The 20131-nt window shown below is 61.3% G+C and carries 20 protein-coding genes; 9 read left to right on the top strand and 11 right to left on the bottom strand.

Going from position 1 to position 20131, the window contains the following annotated elements:
- The first annotated feature begins 89 nt into the window (after nucleotides 1-89).
- The gene (gene nhaA / locus ACM6IQ_RS19120) at nucleotides 90-1277 is read left to right on the top strand and encodes a Na+/H+ antiporter NhaA (RefSeq protein ID WP_414879547.1); all 1188 of its coding nucleotides are present in this window, start codon (nucleotides 90-92) and stop codon (nucleotides 1275-1277) included.
- A gap of 317 nt (nucleotides 1278-1594) precedes the next feature.
- Here the strand turns inward: nhaA and ACM6IQ_RS19115 are convergent, their stop codons facing one another.
- Nucleotides 1595-2059, bottom strand: a complete 465-nt coding sequence (locus tag ACM6IQ_RS19115; protein WP_017336812.1) for a glycine zipper 2TM domain-containing protein — start codon at nucleotides 2057-2059, stop codon at nucleotides 1595-1597.
- 168 nt (nucleotides 2060-2227) lie between these two features.
- On the opposite strand from ACM6IQ_RS19115, the gene ACM6IQ_RS19110 reads away from it, so the two are divergent.
- Nucleotides 2228-2464 carry a hypothetical protein gene (locus tag ACM6IQ_RS19110; protein WP_017336811.1) on the top strand — a complete coding sequence of 79 codons (237 nt, stop codon included), beginning with the start codon at nucleotides 2228-2230 and terminating at the stop codon, nucleotides 2462-2464.
- A 5-nt stretch (nucleotides 2465-2469) separates the two neighbouring features.
- On the opposite strand, the gene pdxH is transcribed toward ACM6IQ_RS19110, so the two are convergent.
- The 5 genes from pdxH to dinG all read right to left on the bottom strand — a co-directional run bounded on the left by pdxH (nucleotide 2470) and on the right by dinG (nucleotide 10465).
- Entirely contained in the window at nucleotides 2470-3117 is a 648-nt protein-coding gene (gene pdxH, locus ACM6IQ_RS19105) for a pyridoxamine 5'-phosphate oxidase (protein ID WP_414879546.1), read from the bottom strand.
- A 24-nt stretch (nucleotides 3118-3141) separates the two neighbouring features.
- Nucleotides 3142-4233: an OmpA family protein gene (locus tag ACM6IQ_RS19100; RefSeq protein WP_017336809.1), complete on the bottom strand. Its 1092-nt coding sequence runs from the start codon at nucleotides 4231-4233 to the stop codon at nucleotides 3142-3144.
- 114 nt (nucleotides 4234-4347) lie between these two features.
- Nucleotides 4348-5493 carry a serine hydrolase domain-containing protein gene (locus tag ACM6IQ_RS19095; RefSeq protein ID WP_414879545.1) on the bottom strand — a complete coding sequence of 382 codons (1146 nt, stop codon included), beginning with the start codon at nucleotides 5491-5493 and terminating at the stop codon, nucleotides 4348-4350.
- 221 nt (nucleotides 5494-5714) lie between these two features.
- Complete coding sequence (locus ACM6IQ_RS19090) at nucleotides 5715-8225, bottom strand: beta-galactosidase (protein ID WP_414879544.1); 2511 nt, start codon at nucleotides 8223-8225, stop codon at nucleotides 5715-5717.
- A gap of 95 nt (nucleotides 8226-8320) precedes the next feature.
- Complete coding sequence (dinG, locus tag ACM6IQ_RS19085) at nucleotides 8321-10465, bottom strand: ATP-dependent DNA helicase DinG (RefSeq protein ID WP_017336806.1); 2145 nt, start codon at nucleotides 10463-10465, stop codon at nucleotides 8321-8323.
- Between the two features lie 99 nt (nucleotides 10466-10564).
- Here dinG and ACM6IQ_RS19080 point away from each other — a divergent pair, with 99 nt between their 5' ends.
- The gene (locus ACM6IQ_RS19080; RefSeq protein WP_017336805.1) at nucleotides 10565-11029 is read left to right on the top strand and encodes a CopD family protein; all 465 of its coding nucleotides are present in this window, start codon (nucleotides 10565-10567) and stop codon (nucleotides 11027-11029) included.
- A 175-nt stretch (nucleotides 11030-11204) separates the two neighbouring features.
- Here the strand turns inward: ACM6IQ_RS19080 and ACM6IQ_RS19075 are convergent, their stop codons facing one another.
- The 4 genes from ACM6IQ_RS19075 to ACM6IQ_RS19060 form a co-directional block, all read right to left on the bottom strand.
- Nucleotides 11205-11963, bottom strand: a complete 759-nt coding sequence (locus ACM6IQ_RS19075) for a collagen-like protein (RefSeq protein WP_017336804.1) — start codon at nucleotides 11961-11963, stop codon at nucleotides 11205-11207.
- Complete coding sequence (locus ACM6IQ_RS19070; protein WP_017336803.1) at nucleotides 11956-12234, bottom strand: DUF1145 domain-containing protein; 279 nt, start codon at nucleotides 12232-12234, stop codon at nucleotides 11956-11958. The genes ACM6IQ_RS19075 and ACM6IQ_RS19070 overlap by 8 nt, the downstream gene beginning before the upstream one ends.
- A 148-nt stretch (nucleotides 12235-12382) precedes the next feature.
- Nucleotides 12383-13093, bottom strand: coding sequence for an OmpA family protein (locus ACM6IQ_RS19065; RefSeq protein WP_414879543.1), 711 nt, complete (start codon nucleotides 13091-13093; stop codon nucleotides 12383-12385).
- Nucleotides 13094-13184: 91 nt separating this feature from the next.
- The gene (locus ACM6IQ_RS19060; protein WP_414879542.1) at nucleotides 13185-13880 is read right to left on the bottom strand and encodes an OmpA family protein; all 696 of its coding nucleotides are present in this window, start codon (nucleotides 13878-13880) and stop codon (nucleotides 13185-13187) included.
- A gap of 189 nt (nucleotides 13881-14069) precedes the next feature.
- Between ACM6IQ_RS19060 and ACM6IQ_RS19055 the strand changes: the two genes are divergently transcribed.
- The 4 genes from ACM6IQ_RS19055 to ACM6IQ_RS19040 are packed head-to-tail and all read left to right on the top strand — an operon-like array spanning nucleotide 14070 to nucleotide 15796.
- Complete coding sequence (locus tag ACM6IQ_RS19055) at nucleotides 14070-14567, top strand: DUF6231 family protein (protein ID WP_017336800.1); 498 nt, start codon at nucleotides 14070-14072, stop codon at nucleotides 14565-14567.
- Nucleotides 14568-14571: 4 nt separating this feature from the next.
- Nucleotides 14572-15048: a YchJ family protein gene (locus ACM6IQ_RS19050; RefSeq protein WP_414879541.1), complete on the top strand. Its 477-nt coding sequence runs from the start codon at nucleotides 14572-14574 to the stop codon at nucleotides 15046-15048.
- A 47-nt stretch (nucleotides 15049-15095) separates the two neighbouring features.
- Nucleotides 15096-15590 carry an LEA type 2 family protein gene (locus ACM6IQ_RS19045; protein WP_017336798.1) on the top strand — a complete coding sequence of 165 codons (495 nt, stop codon included), beginning with the start codon at nucleotides 15096-15098 and terminating at the stop codon, nucleotides 15588-15590.
- Nucleotides 15587-15796, top strand: coding sequence for an SEC-C metal-binding domain-containing protein (locus tag ACM6IQ_RS19040; protein ID WP_007906737.1), 210 nt, complete (start codon nucleotides 15587-15589; stop codon nucleotides 15794-15796). Before ACM6IQ_RS19045 ends, ACM6IQ_RS19040 begins: the two co-directional genes overlap by 4 nt.
- A 106-nt stretch (nucleotides 15797-15902) precedes the next feature.
- Here ACM6IQ_RS19040 and ACM6IQ_RS19035 read toward each other — a convergent pair whose 3' ends face one another.
- Complete coding sequence (locus ACM6IQ_RS19035; protein WP_414879540.1) at nucleotides 15903-16460, bottom strand: cysteine hydrolase family protein; 558 nt, start codon at nucleotides 16458-16460, stop codon at nucleotides 15903-15905.
- Between the two features lie 146 nt (nucleotides 16461-16606).
- Here ACM6IQ_RS19035 and ACM6IQ_RS19030 point away from each other — a divergent pair, with 146 nt between their 5' ends.
- Together ACM6IQ_RS19030 and ACM6IQ_RS19025 are read left to right on the top strand one after the other, a co-directional pair.
- A complete protein-coding gene (locus ACM6IQ_RS19030) occupies nucleotides 16607-17251 on the top strand; it encodes a glutathione binding-like protein (RefSeq protein WP_414879539.1) in 645 nt (214 codons plus the stop codon).
- Between the two features lie 279 nt (nucleotides 17252-17530).
- Complete coding sequence (locus ACM6IQ_RS19025) at nucleotides 17531-19981, top strand: penicillin acylase family protein (protein WP_414879538.1); 2451 nt, start codon at nucleotides 17531-17533, stop codon at nucleotides 19979-19981.
- Nucleotides 19982-20131: the final 150 nt, after the last annotated feature.

The raw sequence follows: 20131 nt of genomic DNA, 5'->3' as shown, positions 1-20131 counted from the left end.
ATAACAAAAAAGAATATAACTTTTGTTTTAACAACCAACGGTACGGGTTAGGGTGTGCCACCTTTTTGATAATTCGATGGAGAGCGACCTTGCCTCTGCGTAGCACTTTCACGCGTTTCTTTCAGTTGGAAGCTGCCAGCGGTCTGTTGTTGATCGCCGCTGCAGCCTTGGCACTGATCATTAACAACTCATCGTTGTCGTGGCTCTACAACGGTCTGCTGGACACCCCCGTGGTCGCCCAGATCGGCGCGCTTAAAATCGCCAAGCCATTGTTGCTATGGATCAACGACGGGCTGATGGCACTGTTCTTCCTGCTGATCGGTCTGGAAGTGAAACGCGAAGTCCTTGATGGTCAGCTGTCGAAACCTTCGCAGATCGTGCTGCCAGGCGCGGCCGCGATCGGCGGCATGGTCGTGCCGGCGCTGCTCTACTGGTTCCTGAACCGCGACAATCCCGCAGCGCTGGGTGGCTGGGCCATCCCGATGGCCACCGACATCGCCTTCGCCCTCGGTGTCCTCGCCCTGCTGGGCAAACGGGTGCCGGTGTCACTGAAGCTGTTCCTGATGACCCTGGCGATCATCGACGACCTCGGCGCCATCATTGTCATCGCGATCTTCTATTCCGGCACCCTGTCGACCCTGTCACTCGCGCTCGCGGCGGCCTGCATCGTGGCGCTGATCGCGATGAACCGGCTTGGCGTGGTCAAGCTCGGGCCGTACATGATCATCGGTCTGATCCTGTGGGTGTGCGTGCTCAAGAGTGGTGTGCATGCAACGCTGGCCGGCGTCACCCTGGCCTTCTGCATCCCGCTGCGCACGAAAAACGCCGAACCTTCACCGCTGCTGACCCTGGAACATGCCCTGCACCCATGGGTGGCTTACGGCATCCTCCCGCTGTTCGCCTTCGCCAACGCCGGCCTGTCCCTGAGCGGCGTGACCGTCGAAAGCTTCACCCACCACGTACCGATGGGCATTGCGGTCGGCCTGCTGCTGGGCAAGACCTTAGGCGTGTTCGGCCTGACCTGGCTGGCGGTGAAAATCGGCATCGCCGCCCTGCCCCAAGGCGCCAACTGGGGTCAGGTGCTGGGGGTCGCGATCCTCTGCGGGATCGGCTTCACCATGAGTCTTTTTGTGGGCTCTCTGGCGTTTGAACCGGGCGTCAGTGACTACGCCGGCATGGACCGAATGGGGATCTTGACCGGTTCGATACTGGCGGCACTGATCGGTTACGCGGTGACGGCGGCGTCGAGTCGCAAGAACGCCGCGCTGCCAGCCTGATCGACAGAGACGACTCCTGGCGTCATTCGAGACGCGTCCTACCGCCACGATCAGCCAGGCCGGTAGGCCGCCTCGGTGGGCTGTGGCGGTAGTCGCCCCCCTCACGCCCTGAGCCTGTCCGTCAACTTGTGAGTGCCTCCATCGGCGCGTCTCCAAGTGACCCGCTGTAAAAGCGGAACCGCCAGCAACCGCAACCGCAGAAACGGATATGCCCCCAATCAAAATCGGCGTTTCTGTATTGCTCCGGGATGCCATGAAAAACCAAATAAAAACCCCGACCAGTCACCTGATCGGGGTTTTCTTTGTAACCACTCCGCTTAGTGCGAAACGCGGCTAGTCCCATCAACAGTAGCAATCCGTACCCGCTCACCCACACGGAACACTTCATTCTCCTGAACCTGCTGAACATAGGCGCGCATGCTGCCGTCGTCTTCGCGAACGGTGATTTCCACGCCCTGGGCGCGGGTCAGGCCTTCTTCAGTGGCCGAGCCGATCAAGCCGCCGGCAACGGCGCCGATGACCGCTGCAACGATACTGCCGCGACCGCCGCCAATGGCGCTGCCGCCGACACCACCAACCGCCGCACCGGCCAGGCCGCCGATCGGGGTCTTGGTGCCTTCGATTTTCACCGGACGCAAGGATTCGATGGTGCCCATGCGAACGGTCTGCACACGACGCGCTTCGTCACGGGAATAGGAGTCACCGGTCAGGCTCGATTGGCAACCAGTGAGCAACATCGCCATGGTGGAAAAGGAAGCAACCAGCAGAACAGACTTACGCATAGCATCAACTCCAAAGGACAGGTAGCCATTAAACTCCGCTGCTTGACGCCTGTCACGACGTCGCCCGGATAAAATTGGTTTGATTCAGGCCAGGTACAGGCGCCTCCACGAACTCAGCACACAGTAGCGGCAAATGATGGTATCTGCGCCGCTGAACCAGGAATTGTCATGGATTACTTCATCATTGTCGTCACCACTGTCGCCGGTCTGTACTTCCATGGGTGGTTGTACGTACGGATCAAACGCTGGATGGACCGCGACCTCGCGTTAGCCTTGGCTGGTGACGACGAGCATAAGAAAGTCTTCATGCTCCAGCAACTGGCGAACGCTCAAGCGCAGAAAATCAAGCGTCGGGACCTGCCGCAGTGGCTGGAGGCCGCGGCAGCAGGCTATCCCGGTCGGTAGACTGCTCAGGGTGCCAGACGTTCAAGAATCCAGTCGGCGCCCTGTAGGCGGTAGTTGAGGCGATCATGCAGGCGGCTCGAACGGCCCTGCCAGAATTCGATGCGCTCAGGCAGCAGGCGATAACCGCCCCAGTGCTCGGGGCAATGGGGCTGTGTATCGCTGAAACGTTGCTCGGTGTTCTTGAGCAGCGCTTCCAGTTCGGCGCGATCGGCGATCACGCGGCTTTGCGGTGAAGCCCAGGCGCCAAGCCGGCTACCCAACGGCCGGACCTGAAAATAGGCGTCGGACTCTTCAGGCGTGACTTTCACCACCTGACCTTCGATGCGCACCTGACGCTCCAGGGCCGGCCAGAAAAAAGTCATGGCTGCGAACGGATTCGCGGCCAGGTGCTGGCCCTTGGCGCTGTCGTAGTTGGTGAAGAACGTGAAGCCGTGTTCATCCAGGCCCTTGAGCAGCAGAATGCGGCAATGCGGCCGACCGTCCGGGTCGACGGTGGCCAGGGTCATGGCGTTGGCTTCCACCGGCGCCTGCTCGGTTTTCACCGCGTCGGCGAACCAGTGGTGGAACAGCGCGAACGGCTCGCTCGGGGCTTGTGCCTCGGTCAGGCCATCTCGGGTGTAGTCGCGACGCATATCAGCCAGGCCCTGGGTCATGGCGCATTCCTTTTGGTTAACGAATCACTTTTTCACAGCATCGGCGGCAGCGACTTTCTTGTCAGTTGCTGCGGCTTTGGCCGGCGCGGTCTTTTTAGCCGGCGTCGCTGTTTTGGCTGGTGCCTTCTTGGCGGCGGCTTTCTTGGCCGGCGCTTTTTTCGCGGCAGGCACAGCGGCTTTCTTCGCGGCAGGTGCGGGAGTGACCGGCTTGACCACTGGCTTCACGTCCTGGGCTGCGACCAGTTTGACCGGCGCCGGGGCTGGCATGTTGTATTTGCTCAGCAGCGCGACCATGGTGTTTTGCGGGGTCACCAACAGTTCAACGCGACGGTTCAAGGCACGGCCTTCAGTGCTGTCGTTCGCTGCACGCGGGGCTTCGCCGCCCATGCCGCGCAACATCAGACGATCACGCTGCAAGCCGCTGAGACGGAAGATTGCCGCCACCGCTTGTGCCCGCTCCTGACTCAGTTTTACGTTGGCCGGTGCGGCGCCCGAGGTATCGCTGTGACCGAGTACCAGCACGGCAGTCTTCGGATCGACTTCGAGGATTTTCGCCACGCGAGTGAACGGCCCCAAGGTGACCGGCAGCAACATGGCCGGGCGGTCGGGGTTGAACGAGCCTTCTACCGGCGCGGTCACCACCAGCACGTTTTCACGGCGCTCGAGTTGCAGGTTGCTGTCCTTGATCGCCTCGCGCAGGCGCGGTTCGTAGTCGTCGAGCCAGGCCTGGGTGACTTTCGGATCCGGCATCGGTACAGCTTTAGCGGTGCTCTGATCCTTGCCGCCGAACGGCCACCACCATTTGCCACCTGCTTGCGCCTCAGCCTTGGCCACTTCGACCGGTTTGGCTTCAGGTTTCACCTCTGGCTTCTTGTCCAGAACTTCCTCAGAGCCAAACGGCCAGTACCAGGGACTGGAGCTTTCAGCCTTGGCCACCGGAGCCGCAGCGACTGGTTTCACAGGTGCTGGCGCCGGCGCCGGCTCTTTTGCCGCAACTTTGTCGGAGGAACCGAACGGCCACCAGCTGCTGCCATCCGAATCATTTTGTGGAGTCTGCGCACAACCGGTAACAGCGACACACAGGGCCAAAGCGAGGGTGGTTTTATTGAATGACATTGGATATCCACAAAAATGAAGTCATAAAAAATCAGGCCGGCTTGACCCGGATAAACAGACGGTTGGAAAACATAAAGGCCTTCAGGTTCCGGCCCTGGAACCCGTGAGCGCGTTTTACAGACAAGTGGCCAGTACCCGCGCAAGGTTTTGCGCGCGCGGATCCATCAAGACGTAAGGCCCCAGTGTATTTGTCACAAAACCGAAGGCAACATCGTGCTCCGGGTCAGCAAAACCGATGGAACCGCCCGCCCCCGGATGGCCGAACGCACGTGGGCCGAGGCCGTAAGTGGCGTTGGGGACGTCCGGTTGATCGAGCATGCAACCCAGGCCGAAACGGGTCCGGGTCAGTAAAGTCTTGTCTTCGCCGAGGCTGTGTTCGCGGGTCAGCTCGTCGAGCATTTCGCTTTCCAGCAGGCTGCCGTCGAGCAGGCCGGCGTAGAACCCGGCCAGGCTGCGGGCATTGCCGTGGCCATTGGCCGCCGGTTGCTGCATGCGCCGCCACTCGGGTTTGTTGGTGCTGGTCAGGACCGACGGGGGGTTGGTGAAGGCCCGCGTGGTCATGGCCGTCGGTTCGCGCATCGTCACTTGCAACAAGCGCTGGGCCGCGGCATCACCGACGTTGCCCTTGCCGCGGGCGATGTGCGCCACGCGCTGGAATTCTTCATCCGCCAGACCGACATGGAAATCCAGCCCCAGCGGTTTGGCGACGCGGGCAACAATCGACTCGCCAGGCCCACGACCGTCAGCCCGCCGCAGCAACTCGCCGACCAGCCAGCCATAGGTGATCGCGGCATAACCGTGCGCGGTGCCCGGCGTCCACCACGGCGATTCGGCCGCCAGGGCATCGACCATGGCCTGCCAGTCGTAAAGCGCCTCGGGGGCCAGCAATTCACGCAGCGCCGGCAGACCGGCCTGATGGCAGAGCAATTGACGCAGGGTGACGGATTCCTTGCCGGCGGCGGCGAATTCGGGCCAGTAGCGGGCAACCGGGGCGTCCAGTTGCAGCTTGCCTTCGGCCACCAGTTGCAGGGCCGTGACGGCGGTGAAGGTCTTGGTGCAGGAGAACAGGTTGGCGATGGTGTCGCTGTGCCAGGCCTCATGGCCATCCTTGTCGGCGGTGCCGGACCAGAGATCGACAACGGTTTCGCCACCGACCTGGATGCACAGCGCTGCGCCACGTTCCTGGGGATCGTCGAACAACGCGGCGAACGCTTCACGCACCGCTTCGAACCTGAGTTCGTAATGACCCTGAATCTGCACCCGCTACTCCCTCGGACAAAGCTCTACAAAGTGGCCCGCATTGTTCCAGCCATTGGCGGTTTTGGGAACAGGGGCGGGCTGGGCGGTCGGTTTGCCCATGGAAATGATCAGAACCCTTTGTGGCAAGGGAGCTTGCTCCCGCTAGGCTGCGCAGCGGCCCAAAAAAGGCCTGCTGCGCAGTCCAGCGGGAGCAAGCTTCCTCGCCACACGGATCTCAGCGATTAATGGCCTTTGCCTGAATGCCCGCCCGCCTGCCCGGCGCCCTGCCCCGGGCCCTTGCCGGCTTCGGCTTTTCGCCCACCCACGGCATCGTGACTGGCTTTATCCGCCTCAGCCCTGGCCTTCTCGGCCTCTTTGCCCAGCTGATCAACGGCCGCCAGATTGCTCTTGCGCACACTGTCGACAAAGCCCTGGAACGGCAGATCGGTAACGCCCACCAAACCGAAGTGGCCGTTTTCACCGTCCAGCAGACGGCCGGTCACCGGTTGATCGAGGTACTCGAACCAGTGCACGCCAACAATCGACGGTTCACCGAGCCCCTGTTTCAGGAAGTTGGCGTAAGCCGGGCCGCGGTCTTCTTCCTTGGCCAGTTGCGTCACGCCACCCCAGAACGGGCCACGATCGGCGGAGCCGAAGTTGAACTCGGTAATCAGCACCGGCTTATCCAGGCTGCGCAATGTCGCGAAGTCGTAACCGTCCTGCGGTTGCAGGGTGTACATGTTGAAGCTCAGCACGTCGCAATACTGCGCGCAGGATTCCACGGCTTCCGGCGTGCTGATGGCAAAGCGACCGCCCAGCAACAGCTGGTTCGGCGCGTGCCACTTGAGCGAGTCGGAAATGGTTTTGAAGTACGTGTCGGCAAAGACCTTCTGGAAGTATTTGAAGTCGGCCTCGATTTCCGGATGCTCGGCGCTTGGCAGCGGCGGTACGAAGCCCGGATCTTCCATCAATTCCCACGCCGGCAAGTCGATGCCCCAGGCTTTGGAAAGGCCTGCCTGATTGCGGTATTTGTCGCGCAATTGCTTGAGGAACGCGCGTTTGGCCGGCACGTCGGTGGTCATTTTCAAAGTGCCGTAGGCCAGCGCATAGCGGGCTTTCGGGTCGTCGCCGGGACCGGCCCAGGCCAGTTCGTTGTCGGCAAAGTAACCGATCAGCCACGGATCGTCGCGATGATCGCGGGCGGCGATGGCCACGGCACGCTCGGTGGCCATGGCGAAACGCGGGTCGAACGGATCGGGCATGCCGCCCCACCAGTCGGTGCCCGTGCTGATACTGGCGTAATCGCCGACGATTGACAGCGGCAAGGTGTAGGGCAGGCGATCAGCGTTGGCCAGTGCCGGGGCACTCCAGTTGCCGATGGTGTTGAACCCCCAGGCTTGCAGGCGATCCAGGGTGTGGCTGGCCCAGCGTTGTTCATCAATCACCGCGGTGCAGGGCTCGGCGGGTTTCTGCTCGACCGCTTTCGCGACCTTTGCTTCCTCTGCGCCAGTCTTGGCGGCTTCGGCAACACCGGATTCGGCGGTGGCAGGCACGACGGGTTGCTCAGCGGCTTTTTCGACCGTCGCCTCAACTGCGTCGGCCTTGGCCGCTTCGGCGACACCGGCCTTGGTGTCGCTGCCCAGTGCGCAAGGGGCGCCATACAAACGCTGCAGGTTGGCGCCATAGAAGTCGTACCAGCGACCGGCGTTATAGGCACGGCCCTGATCGACGCCATTGCCGCCACGGTTGTCGCCTTCGCCAAAGTGACTGGCCAGCGGCTCGTCGGGTTTTGGCAACGCCTCGAACATCCACTCGCGGCCGGCGATGTAGGTCTGGTTGACGTCCGGGGTAACGGTGTTGACCCCGAGCGAGTAGAACGGATGGCCTTCCGGCGTCACGAGGTACCAGCGACCGTCACGTTTCTCGGTGCGGAAAAAGCCGCTGGCCTTGAACGACGGGCCTTTTATCCAGCCACCGAATTTGTCCAGCGACGCCTTCTCGCGCTCGGCCAACCAGGTTTTGGTTTGTTGCTGTTCCTTGGCGGCAGCGCTTTTGAGTTGCTCGTCGCTGCCGACCTTTTCCGGCCATTTGGCCCGGGTAGATTGCCCGAAAGCGTCCACCAGACCGCCGTAAACGGCCTGAGTCACAGCCTCGCCGTCCTGCACGCCAAAGCGTTCCAGCAGGATGCTTTGGGCGACTTTCGGCTGATCCATCGACAAGGTCACCGACACCACCTGGCTGCGCTCCAGTTCGCCAGCGCTGCTGGCCAGCAGGATACGTTGACCGTCGACGGTCATCGGCATCGGCGGCCCGGCCTTCATGCCCAGGCTCAGCGGTGAAGTGGCGACCAATGGCACCAGCAGCGTCTGCGCAGGACCGGCCGGCAGGTCGACGCGACTGATCAGCGTCTTGCCATCGTTGCTCTGGATTTTCACATAGAGGGTCACGGCCCAATTCATCGCGCTCTGGATCCGCAGGCTCATCATGGCCGACTGCGACCAGTCCCAGGCACCGGTTTGCGGAGTCAAACGCAGGGTTGGCTGTGCCACAGGGTTGAACGTCACCCGACGCAGCACTTCGCCTTCGGCTGTTTGCTCGGCATTGGATTGCGGCAGGCTGGCGTCCTGAGTCGCCACCTGGACCACGTCGGCGGGGCGCACAAAGTTGAACAGCGTCTGCTGGCCTGCCGGAGCGGCCAACAAGGGCGTTGCGAACAACAGGGCAAATACGGCGGGCAAGGAACGGTGAATCATGAGAACGAAATTCTCCCTAACGACCTCAATGGGCCAATGGAAAAGCGGTGGCAGAGAGATAGACAACGCGGCGGGCAGATTTGCCCACCGCTGTATCAGGAAATTTCTCGACGGAATGGCGGCAACGCATTGAGGATCGCTTTGCCGTAACGCTGGGTGACCAGGCGTCGGTCGAGCAACGTGATGGTGCCGCGGTCTTCTTCGGTCCGCAGCAAGCGACCGCAGGCCTGGACCAGTTTCAGCGAGGCGTCCGGCACGGAGATCTCCATGAACGGATTGCCGCCCCGTGCTTCGATCCATTCGGCCAGTGCCGCTTCGACCGGATCATCCGGCACCGAGAACGGAATCTTCGCGATCACCACGTGTTCGCAGTAAGCACCAGGCAAGTCGACCCCTTCAGCGAAACTCGCCAGGCCGAACAGCACGCTGGAATCGCCACCGTCGACCCGCGCCTTGTGCTTGTTCAGGGTTTCCTGTTTCGACAGGTTGCCTTGAATGAACACTTGCTTGCGCCAGTCGCGGTCGAGGCCGTCGAACACGTCCTGCATCTGCTTGCGCGAGGAGAACAGCACCAGCGTGCCGCGCGAACCTTCGACCAGTTGCGGCAGGTCTCGGATGATGGCGGCGGTGTGCGCCGGCGCATCACGCGGGTCGGCTTTCAGGTCGGGCACCCGCAACACACCCGCGTCGGCGTGATGGAACGGGCTCGGGACCACGGCGGTCACGGCCTTTTTTGGCAGGCCGGCACGCATGCGGAAACGGTCGAAAGTGCCCAGCGCGGTCAGCGTTGCCGAGGTCACCAGCGCCCCATAAGCGACGTTCCACAGGTTGCGCCGGAGCATTTCCGCCGCGAGGATCGGGCTGGCGTTGACCTCAATGTCGAACAGCGAACCGCTTTCGGCCAGGGTCAGCCAGCGCGCCATGGGCGGGTTGTCTTCCGGGTCTTCTGCGGTGAACGCGACCCACAATTCCCAGTTGCCCGAAGAACGCGACAACAGGCTGCCGAACAGCGGATACCATTCTTCGGCCTGGTTGCTGGCGATGCCGATGTTGACCTCGCCGTCCATGCCTTCCTTGAGCAATTCGGTGAGCCGGGTAAACAGGTCGGTGAGACGGGCGAAGCCTTTCTTCAGCTCAACGCCCATTTCGCGCATGTGCTCGGGAATCACCCCACCGACGAAGCGGTGACGCGGCCGTTCACGACCTTCGACGTCTTCGCCGGGTTTGAAATCGGCGACCTGTTCGCAGGCAGAAAACATGAACTGTTGCTGGGTCTTGATCTCACGGGCCAGTTCCGGCACCTGTTCGATCAACTTGCCCAGATCGCCCGGCAGCGGGTGCTGGGCAAGCAATTTGGTGAGGTTCTTGGCGGTGGTTTCCAGCCAGTCGGCGGTGGAACGCAGACGCGTGTAGTGAGCGAAGTGGCCGATAGCCTTGTCCGGCAGGTGGTGACCTTCGTCGAACACGTAGATGGTGTCGCGCGGGTCCGGCAGAACCGCACCGCCGCCCAATGCCAGATCGGCCAGGACCATGTCGTGGTTGGTGACGATGACGTCGACCTTGCCCATGCCTTCGCGGGCCTTGTAGAAGGCGCACTGGCCGAAGTTCGGGCAATGACGGTTGGTGCACTGGCTGTGGTCGGTGGTCAGGCGCGCCCAGTCGGCGTCTTCCAGAGCGGTGGACCAACTGTCGCGGTCGCCGTCCCATTTATTGCCGGCGAGTTTCTCGATCATGCTGGTGAACAGCTTCTGACTGGCCTCATCGACCTCGATCTTGAAGCCTTCTTCCTCGAACAGCTGCGCCGTGGCGGTTTGTGCGTGACCTTCCTGGAGCAACATGTCGAGCTTGGACAGGCACATGTAGCGCCCACGGCCCTTGGCCAGGGCGAAGCTGAAATTCAGCCCGCTGTTGCGCATCAGGTCGGGCAGATCCTTGTAGACGATCTGTTCTTGCAGGGCCACGGTGGCCGTGGCGATCACCAGGCGTTTGCCGGCGGCCTTCGCGGTCGGGATCGCTGCCAGGCTGTAGGCCACGGTCTTGCCGGTACCGGTGCCGGCTTCCACCGCGACAATCGCGGGGTCGCCACTGCGCCGGCCTTCGTCGTCGGTGTCGATGTCACCGAGGACTTTGGCAATTTCGGCGATCATCAGGCGTTGGCCGTAGCGCGGCTTGAGGCTCTTGGCTTCGAGAAAACGCGAGTAGGCGCCCTGGATCGTGGTTTTGAGTTCGGTGCTGATCATGGATTGTCGGGCGCAAAAAACGCTGGATAAATTTTCAGTGGTTCGGTTCGGCGGCTATCATACCCCGCTAATTAATCCCGCGCAGAACGGAGTACCTCAATGACACCTTTTGGCATCGTTTACACCCTGCATCTCCTGTCCGCCCTGGTGTGGGTCGGCGGCATGTTTTTCGCGTGGATGGTCTTGCGTCCTGCGGCGATGAAGGCGCTGGAAGGCCCTGCCCGCTTGAAACTGTGGGTGGAAGTGTTTCAAGGTTTTTTCCGCTGGGTCTGGGTGGCGGTGGTGCTGTTGCCGATCAGCGGGGTGGGCATGATCCATCTGCAATACGCCGGTTTTGAGGCCGCGCCGCGTTATGTGCAGGTAATGATGGGCTTGTACGTGGTGATGACGGCGCTGTTTATCCGGATTCAGGCGTTGCTGTTGCCCGAGTTGCGCACGGCGGTGGCGGCGCAGGACTGGCCGACGGGAGCTGCGGTGCTGGGGCGGATTCGCAAGCTGGTGGGGATCAATCTGATCGTTGGGTTGGTGTTGGTAGCCATTGCCGCAGCGCGGCCGATGTTCTAAGGCTTCGCCAACTTTGTGGTAAGGGACTCCGTGGCGAGGGGATTTATCCCCGTTCGGCTGCGAAGCAGTCGTAAAACCAGGCAACGCGGAGTCCGGATTGGGGCCGCTTCGCAGCCCAACGGGGATAAATCCCCTCGCCACAAAGCTCCCTCGCCACAAGGGTTCTCGGTGGTTCTTACAACCGCTGAACAGTCACCGAGCCCGCCGCACCCGCAGGCCCCGGCTGGCCGTCCACGCCAGGTTTGCCGCTCTTGCCGCCATCAGCCTTGTACACCAGGCATCCCTTGGCCTTGCCGCCCGCGCCCGGCTTGCCGCCAGGACCGGCCAGACCACCCGCGCCGCCCGCCACTTGAACCTTGATCTGCTCCGCCGGATAGTCCCGCGGCACTTCCAGCCTGACCAGCGCGCCCGGCGCACCTGGCTGACCATCGCTGCCATTACTGCCATCCGCTCCGCGGCCAGCCTGGCCCCAAGTGCACCCCGGCGCCTGACCGTTGGCACCATCGAGACCGACAAAACCCGGCGCCCCTGCGCCGCCGCGTGCATCGAGCGACAACTGCGGTGCGTTCAGTGCCTTGATCTGCACGTTCAGATTGCGCCCCGAGCGGGCTGCCTTGAGGTAAGTGCCCGGCGCGCCGCGAGCGGTAATCTGGCTGCCTTCGGAGAGTTCGGCACGGTTGATCTTCAACTCCAGGGCATTTTCGCTCGGCACGATGGCGATCCGCGCTTCACGCCCCAGGTGCAATTCGCCCACGGTGACTTCGGTCACGTTCGAGGGAATCAGCAGCGTGCCGTAATCGGCCACTTCCAGGCGTTCCAGCTGCATGGTGCTGACAGTGTTGGGCAGGCGCATCAGCGAGTTGGTTTCGACACTGATCACTTGGGCGCAGGCGAGCGGGCTGATGAAAGCGGCGAGCAGACAGAGTTTACGCATGGGATGCCTTAGAGACGGCAGGAGCCGGAAGGGTTTGCAGGTGGAAAACACCGAAAAAGACAATCTTCAAGCGATCGCGCCAAGGGTGGGCACGACCTCTGAGGCTGCGGAAACAGAACACCGCCTCGAGAAGATGCAGGAACGCCAACAGACCGCCGGCCAGATTGACCAACAGGTGCAGCGGATTGACAAACGGCGTCATCAGATTGACCAGGACCACCAGCCAGAACAGCAGGGTCAACAGCTTCCCCAGTCCCCAAAACACCTTCATACGCGCCCCCGTTGAGAATTATTCTTTGCGCGCACAGTAACGGCTTCCACGCGGGATAAGCCAGAGGGCAACGGAAAATTCTTCATGAAGGCCGCCGAATGGCCATCGGAACAACCGAAATGGCTGTCCGACGGCTCTATCACGTGGCTCAGCGATTGATGTGCAATTCCACGCGACGGTTTTTCGCGCGGCCTTCGTCTGTTTCGTTATCAGCCACGGGCTGACTTTCGCCCCGGCCTTCGCTGGTGAGTTTGTTCGGCGCCAGGCCCATGCCCAACAAGTAAGCCGCCACGCTGCTGGCGCGTCGTTCTGACAGCGCCTGGTTATAAGTGTCCGAACCTACGCTGTCGGTATGGCCGATCACTTTAATGCTCACCACATCGGCGCTTTGCAGTGTGGGCATCAGCGCATCCAGCTGACTTTGCATCGAGGGCGTCAGGTCGGAATTATTGAAGGCAAACAGCACGTCGCCCGCATCGCTCAGAGTGATGACTTCGGTTTGCACAGCTTTCACGCTGGCCGGGTATTGCGGCAACGGACAACCATGATGTTCAACCGGGGTATTGGCCGGGGTATCAGGGCAGCGATCGCGTCGATCGAATACACCATCGTCGTCTTCATCGCCGTCCTGGGCATAACAGATCAAGCCCCCGGTCAAGATCCCCAGTGCCGCTCCGCCCGCCGCCCAGCCGCTACTCTCCAGAGCGCCCAGGCCTCCACCGACCAGACCGCCGATAACGCTGCAGACAGGCCAGGTACGTTGATTGAGGGGGGCAGTGCCATCGCTGTGAGTCGCGCAACCGGTCAATACGCCGCCAAGCAGCAGCACCGGCAAGAGGGTTCTGGGGAGAAGGCTCATGGTTGAAAGCTCCTGTGTTACCGGCAGATGCCGGTCACACAGGAGTAAAGACCCGCATCCGCGACTGCACAAGCCGCGGAGCGGAAGGGACTCAACGCTCGATCTTGATTTCGGTACGACGGTTCAACGCACGGCCGTCAGCGGTTTTGTTATCGGCAACAGGCTGGCTTTCACCGGCACCGGTCACAGACACGAAGCTACTGCGCGGCACGCCATCCTTGACGAGGTAATCAACCACCGAGTGCGCGCGACGATCAGACAGTTTCTGGTTGTAGGCATCGCTGCCCACGCTGTCGGTATGGCCAGTGACGGTCAGGCGTGCGGTGGTAGATTCCTGTTTCAGGCGAGTGGCGACTTTGTCGAGTACCAGCTTGTCGGAAGGAGTGAGTGTGGCTTTGTCGAACTGGAAGTGAACATCGCGGATGACGATGGTTTCTTCCTTGACCACAACCACCTCTTCAACCACTGGCGCAGGGACTGGTGGTGGGCAGCCATCGGCATCGACCTGCACGCCTTTAGGCGTACCCGGGCACTTGTCGCGGCTGTCCGGCACGCCATCGCCGTCTTCGTCGCCATCACCGTGAACCCAGCAATAGGCTGCGGCCGTACCGCCAACCAACAGCGCGCCGTACCCTGCCCATGCCGTGCTCTCGGTCGCGCCGAGACCCGCACCTACCACACCACCGACTGCCGCACAGGTCGGCCAGTCGGTTTTCTGCAAACCTGCGCAACCAGTCAACACACTGGTTAGCAGAACCAAGGGTAATGCTGTCCGAACTATGCTCATCTAGTTTTCTCCTGAGGGATCGGCTTAGAACCGATTCAGGGAGTAAAGACCCGAGTTTTAATCTCCGCCAGCAATAGGCCATGCCTGTTTTGTCCCGTGTTCACGGGTGATCGGCACTTTTGGCGCTAAGCCGCTCTATATCTGGGCGTTTGGGCAGGCTAGTCTTGGCGCTCTGATTGAGGATCTTCGATGATTTCAGGTATTTCTTCGCGCACGCCGCAGCAGGCGCTGGCCGCTTTGCTCGATCGCTACGCCCCGCCGCGCCTGTTGCTGATCGGCGCCAGTGAGTTTCCCGCGCTTGAAGCGTTCAAGCTCGCGCACCCGGACACCTGCGTCGCCCATGCCGCGCCCGGGCCGTTGCCGGTCGAGCTGGCGGCGCGCCGCTTCGATCTGGCGCTGGTGGTCGACTGCCTCGAACACTTGCCCAAACGCGAGGGTCTGAATTTGCTCGGCGGAATCCGCAACCTCAATGCCAGTCGCATTGCGGTGCTCGCGGACTTGCCGGCCAGCGGCTGGCAGGAGACGGACTTTTTCTCCCTGGCCCTGCAAGCCAGTGAACGTTTCCAGCGCGACGATCAGGTGCTGACCCTGTTCACCTACGATCTGCTTGACTACAAACAAGTGCCCGACTGGCTCAACTCACGGTTCTGGGCCAATCCGGAAAACTTCGGGAAATATTGGTGGTAACGCAATGAGTACATCCATTTGCCCTTGCGGCAGCGGCACCCTGCTTGACGCCTGCTGCGGTCATTACCATGCCGGTCACCCGGCGCCCTGCGCCGAAGCCTTGATGCGGTCGCGCTACAGCGCTTATGTGCTGGGGCTGATTGACTATCTGGTGGCGACCACCCTGCCGGCACAACAGGCCGGCCTCGATCGTCAGTCCATCAGTGACTGGAGCGCCAAGAGCACCTGGCTGGGCCTGGAGGTGGAAAGCTCCGAGGTGTTCGGCGGTCAGCCGGAACACGCGTTCGTGACGTTCACCGCACGCTGGCACGACGGCAGCGGCGAACACAGCCACCGCGAGCGTTCGTCGTTCGTACAGAACGCCGGCCACTGGTACTTCATCGACCCCACCGTGCCCCTCAAGGCCGGACGCAACGATGCCTGCCCTTGCGCCAGCGGGCAGAAGTTCAAGAAGTGTTGTGCGGGGTATTTCGCGAGCTGAAGTGATCCGTGAAGGGCTAGACTGGGGGTCAAGGGAGAAACACAACCATGATCACCAGGCGATTCGCACTTTTTCTGCTCACCCTGCTCCTGTTTCTCGGGCTTGGCGGCTGTGCGTCCTGGTTCAGCGACGATGAGCCGGAACCTCAAGTGCATCTGGTCAAGGTCGAAGTAGTCCGGGCGAAGCTGATGGAGCAACGCTTCCTGTTGTTCTTTCGCGTCGACAACCCTCGAGACAGCGACCTGACGGTACGCGGCCTCGAATACCGGATTCACCTGGGCGACATGCTGCTGACCGAAGGCGAGCATGAACACTGGTTTACGGTCAGCCCCAGGCGCAGCGCGTATTTCAAAGTGCCGATCCGCACCAACCTGTGGCCGAAGGTGCGGGATCTGGTGAAACTGTTGAAAAAACCCGAGCAACCCATCCCCTATCGTCTTGAAGGTGAGCTGGAAACTGGTGTGTTCATCGCGCACTACGTGCACCTGGCGCGCAAAGGCGTGATAATCCCCGCCGATTTAATTCCGGAGCACACCCGATGACCCAGCAACCCCACGTCCATGGCCCTGACTGCAACCACGATCATGACCATCACGACCACCATGATCACGACCATGGCCATGTTCACGGCCCGAACTGCGGCCACGCGCACCAGGAACCGGTACGCAACGCCTTGAAGGACGTCGGCCGTAACGATCCTTGCCCGTGCGGCAATGGCAAGAAATTCAAGAAGTGCCACGGCGCTTGATGTTTCAGGCGAAAAAATTCTTCGCCTCTTGAATCGCTATCGCGGGCTTGCCCGCGATGGCAGCCGTACTGTTCACCCTCAATTTGTCAGTTAACGCACAGGCTTTTCAGTTTGCGTTCAATACCTGCGCCGTGCGGACAACCGTCGCATACTCCCCCTGCAGATTCCCCAGCGACATGGCATGCACGTCCTCGGCAGAACGGGCATTACCAAAGTAATCCGCCTTGTCGAACGTGAAGCACGCATCCTCCGCCACCCATGTCTCGAACCCCAGATTCCCGGCCGTTCGCGCCGTGGACTCCACCGAATTGTGGGTCGCTACGCCAACGATGACCAACTGATCGATCCCCTCTTCGCGCAATCCCGCCTCCAACCCCGTTGCACAAAACGCATCCGGTACCTGTTTCTGAATCAACTGCTCGCCGGCCAATGGCTGGAACCGCTCCTGAAATTCCACGCCCGACTGCTGCGGCCAGAACACCGAGTCCGGCGAACGCGACAGATGCTGGACGTGAATCACCGGGCGCCCGGTTTCACGCCAATAACCCAGGAGTTCCAGAATCCGCGCCTCAGCCTGAGGATTGTTTCGCCGGCCGAGCCGGGGCTCCAGGATGCCTTTTTGTTGATCGATGATGATCAGTACCGCGTTGGTCTTGAGCTCCATGCCGACTATTCTCACGCAAGGTCATTGAATTTCACGCACTTCAGCATCACCTCCTCCTGCAGACAAGCCTTCGATCGCAAACAGGACGACCTGATGCCCGCGGTTGCTGTCCATTCCTGACAATGTCTCTTGATGTGGAGTACTTCATGATCGACCTGTATTACTGGACCACCCCCAACGGCCACAAAATCTCGATTTTCCTGGAAGAAGCCGGCCTGCCTTACAACGTGCACCCGATCAACATCAGCCAGAACGAACAGTTCCAGCCGCATTTCCTGAAAATCTCTCCGAACAACAGAATTCCAGCGATCGTCGATCATGAGCCAGCCGATGGCGGGGAACCTCTGTCGCTGTTTGAGTCCGGGGCGATTCTGCTGTACCTGGCGGAAAAGACCGGCAAGTTCCTGCCCAAGGACCTGCGCGGTCGCCAGCAGGCGCTGCAATGGTTGTTCTGGCAGATGGGCGGGCTGGGGCCGATGGCCGGGCAGAATCATCACTTCAGCCAGTTCGCGCCGGAGAAAATCCCTTACGCGATCAAGCGCTACATCGATGAGACGGCGCGCCTTTACGGCGTACTCGACAAGCAACTGGCGAACAACGAGTTTGTCGCCGGCAACGAATACAGCATTGCCGACATGGCGATCTACCCCTGGATCGTTTCCCACAAATGGCAGAGCCAGAATCTGGAGGATTTCCCGAATGTTCTGCGTTGGTTCAACCACATCCAGGATCGGCCGGCGACGGTGAAGGCGTATGCCCTTGCGGCGAAAATCAACCCACCCAAGCCCTGAGGAACACCACAGCCCCTCAGTATTCACAACCCCTGTGGCGAGGGAGCTTGCTCCCGCCCGGCTGCGCAGCAGACGCAATCCAGACACCTCTGTTTCCGATGAGCCCGGTTTGGGAGCGCTGCGCACTCCAGCGGGAGCAAGCTCCCTCGCCACAGGGACATCGCTGACCTCGGTTTATCAGACAAATCCTGAAATAACCCCATACCCCGCTTGCGCGGCCACCTCCTGCTCTCTAACGTAGCGCCTTTATTGCGCCTCTACCCCCGCAGGAGCTTTGCCATGGCCTCGCCAGCCCTCACACATTTTCTTCCCCGGTTCGGCGTTGCCGCAGCAGTGGCCGGTGTTTTGAGCCTGACCGGTTGTCAGACCTGGAACACCCAGGACACCCTCCCGCCGACGACTGGCGTGCAGCCGCTCAAGGGTCTGGCGCAGAACGTTTCAGTGCGCCGCAATGCCATGGGCATGCCGTTGATCGAAAGCAGCACGTTCCACGACGCACTGTTCACCCTCGGTTACGTGCACGCGAGCGACCGCATCACGCAAATGGTCACCCTGCGCCTGCTGGCCCAGGGCCGTTTGTCGGAGATGTCCGGCTCGGACCTGCTGGATGCCGACCGTTACATGCGCGCCGTCAACCTGAAGAAAAGCGCCGGAGAGTTGTACAAGGCCTCGTCGCCGCGCCTTAAACGCTTCTTCGAAGTCTATGCCCGCGGGGTCAACGCCTACCTGTTCCGCTACCGCGACAAGCTCCCGGCAGACCTCGCGGCCACCGGCTACAAGCCCGAGTACTGGAAACCGGAAGACTCGGCGCTGATTTTCTGCCTGCTGAACTTCAGTCAATCGGCGAACCTGCCCGAGGAAATTTCCTCGCTGGTGCTGGCCCAAACGGTCACCACCGACAAACTCGCCTGGCTGACACCGTCCGCTCCCGACGAAAAACTGCCCGTGGCCGAAGCCGAAAAACTTCAGGGCCTCAAGCTGAACGGTGCAATTGCGGGGCTCACCGACATCAGCAAGGCCACAGCTCAACTGTCCGACCTGAATCTGCTGGGCGCTACGTCATCGAGCAACTGGGCGATCGCCCCGCAACGCAGCCGCAGCGGCAAAAGCCTGCTGGCCAGCGACAGCCATGGGCCGCTGGGCGTGCCGTCGTTGCTCAGTTACGTGCAGATTCGTACACCGAAATATCAGGCGTCCGGCGTGACCATCGCCGGTTTGCCGATGGTGCTGGGCGGCTTCAACGGCAAAGTGGCGTGGAGCATGGCGTCGGTCATGGGCGACAACCAGGACCTGTTCCTGGAAAAAATCAAACGCCAGGGCAACGGACTTTCCTACGAAGTCGGCGGCAAATGGCAGCCGGCCATCGTTCGCAACGAAACCTACTTCGTCAAAGGCCAGCGGCCGATTCGCGAAGCGGTGTACGAAACCCGCCATGGACCGCTGCTCAACAGTGCCAAAGGCACAGCGTTGGATAACGGCCTGGGTCTGGCATTGCAGACGCCGAACTTCACCGATGACAAATCCCTGGACGCGTTTTTCGACCTGTCCCGGGCGCAGAACGTCGAGAAAGCCTCGGACGCCAGCCGTGAAATCCGCGCGATCACGCTGAACCTGGTCTTCGCCGACGCCAGCAACATCGGCTGGCAAGTCACCGGCCGTTACCCGAACCGCCGCGAAGGCGAAGGCCTGCTACCGTCGCCGGGCTGGGAAGGTCGTTACGACTGGGACGGTTACGCTGACCCGATGCTGCACCCGTACGATCAGGATCCGGCGCAAGGCTGGCTCGGCACCGCCAACCAGCGGGTCATTCCCCATGGCTACGGCATGCAGCTGTCCAACTCGTGGTCGGCGCCGGAGCGCGGCGAACGCATGGCCGAACTGGCCGGCGCGGGCAAACACGACACGCGCGGTGTGATCGCCATGCAATACGATCAGACCACCACCTTCGCCGCCAAACTGAAGAAGATGTTTGCAGCGCCGGGTATGGCCCAACCGCTGAAACAGGCTATCGAGGCGCTGCCGGTCGCTGATCGCGGCAAGGCTCATGAAGCGCTGACCCGCCTGATGGCATTCGACGGCAAACTCGCGCCGACCTCCGCCGATGCGGCGATTTACGAGTTGTTCCTGCAGCAAAGCGCGCAGCAAATTTTCCTCGACGAATTGGGCCCGGAAAGTAGCCCCGCATGGAAAGCCTTTATCGCCAACGGCAAGTTGTCCTACGCGGCCCAGGCCGATCACCTGCTGGGCCGTGAAGACAGCCCGTTCTGGGATGACGCGCGCACGCCGCAGAAAGAAGACAAACCAGCGATCCTCGCCCGCAGCCTTGCAGCCGCCATCACCGCCGGCGACAGCCAGTTGGGTGGCGACCACAAAGCCTGGCAGTGGGGAAAATTGCACCGTTATGAGTGGAAAAACGCCAGTGGCCAGACCGTGCGCGGCCCGCTCGCGGCCGGCGGCGATCACACTACGCTGAACACCGCGGCGTTCGCCTGGGGCCAGGATTTCAACACCACGCTGGCGCCGGCCATGCGCTTCATCGTCGACTTCGGCCAGGCCGAACCGCTGATGGGCCAGAACGGCACGGGTCAGTCCGGTAATCCGGCCAGCCCCCATTACCTCGACAGCGTGCAGCCGTGGCTCAAGGGGCAATACGTGAGTCTGCCGATGCAACCGCAGAACTACGACAAGGTGTACGGGACCAAGCGATTGACGCTGACACCCGGAAAATAAGAGCAAAGAAAAGATCAAAAGATCGCAGCCTTCGGCAGCTTCTACAGTGGATTCGCGTTCATCTGCAGGAGCTGCCGAAGGCTGCGATCTTTTGCTTTTGATCGTTGCAAAAAATCCATAGAACTTCTGACCTCGGCCAAACCTCATAGC

The sequence above is a fragment of the Pseudomonas sp. IT-P100 genome, assembly GCF_949767185.1.
Taxonomy (GTDB): domain Bacteria; phylum Pseudomonadota; class Gammaproteobacteria; order Pseudomonadales; family Pseudomonadaceae; genus Aquipseudomonas; species Aquipseudomonas fluorescens_B.
This window is presented reverse-complemented; position numbering and strand designations above follow the sequence as displayed.

Coding starts and splice junctions, on each gene's coding strand:
- ACM6IQ_RS19115 (WP_017336812.1), bottom strand. CDS start 2,059: ATGCGTAAGTCTGTTCTGCTGGTTGCTTCCTTTTCCACCATGGCGATG.
- ACM6IQ_RS19110 (WP_017336811.1), top strand. CDS start 2,228: ATGGATTACTTCATCATTGTCGTCACCACTGTCGCCGGTCTGTACTTC.
- pdxH (WP_414879546.1), bottom strand. CDS start 3,117: ATGACCCAGGGCCTGGCTGATATGCGTCGCGACTACACCCGAGATGGC.
- ACM6IQ_RS19100 (WP_017336809.1), bottom strand. CDS start 4,233: ATGTCATTCAATAAAACCACCCTCGCTTTGGCCCTGTGTGTCGCTGTT.
- ACM6IQ_RS19090 (WP_414879544.1), bottom strand. CDS start 8,225: ATGATTCACCGTTCCTTGCCCGCCGTATTTGCCCTGTTGTTCGCAACG.
- dinG (WP_017336806.1), bottom strand. CDS start 10,465: ATGATCAGCACCGAACTCAAAACCACGATCCAGGGCGCCTACTCGCGT.
- ACM6IQ_RS19080 (WP_017336805.1), top strand. CDS start 10,565: ATGACACCTTTTGGCATCGTTTACACCCTGCATCTCCTGTCCGCCCTG.
- ACM6IQ_RS19075 (WP_017336804.1), bottom strand. CDS start 11,963: ATGCGTAAACTCTGTCTGCTCGCCGCTTTCATCAGCCCGCTCGCCTGC.
- ACM6IQ_RS19070 (WP_017336803.1), bottom strand. CDS start 12,234: ATGAAGGTGTTTTGGGGACTGGGGAAGCTGTTGACCCTGCTGTTCTGG.
- ACM6IQ_RS19065 (WP_414879543.1), bottom strand. CDS start 13,093: ATGAGCCTTCTCCCCAGAACCCTCTTGCCGGTGCTGCTGCTTGGCGGC.
- ACM6IQ_RS19060 (WP_414879542.1), bottom strand. CDS start 13,880: ATGAGCATAGTTCGGACAGCATTACCCTTGGTTCTGCTAACCAGTGTG.
- ACM6IQ_RS19055 (WP_017336800.1), top strand. CDS start 14,070: ATGATTTCAGGTATTTCTTCGCGCACGCCGCAGCAGGCGCTGGCCGCT.
- ACM6IQ_RS19050 (WP_414879541.1), top strand. CDS start 14,572: ATGAGTACATCCATTTGCCCTTGCGGCAGCGGCACCCTGCTTGACGCC.
- ACM6IQ_RS19045 (WP_017336798.1), top strand. CDS start 15,096: ATGATCACCAGGCGATTCGCACTTTTTCTGCTCACCCTGCTCCTGTTT.
- ACM6IQ_RS19040 (WP_007906737.1), top strand. CDS start 15,587: ATGACCCAGCAACCCCACGTCCATGGCCCTGACTGCAACCACGATCAT.
- ACM6IQ_RS19035 (WP_414879540.1), bottom strand. CDS start 16,460: ATGGAGCTCAAGACCAACGCGGTACTGATCATCATCGATCAACAAAAA.
- ACM6IQ_RS19030 (WP_414879539.1), top strand. CDS start 16,607: ATGATCGACCTGTATTACTGGACCACCCCCAACGGCCACAAAATCTCG.
- ACM6IQ_RS19025 (WP_414879538.1), top strand. CDS start 17,531: ATGGCCTCGCCAGCCCTCACACATTTTCTTCCCCGGTTCGGCGTTGCC.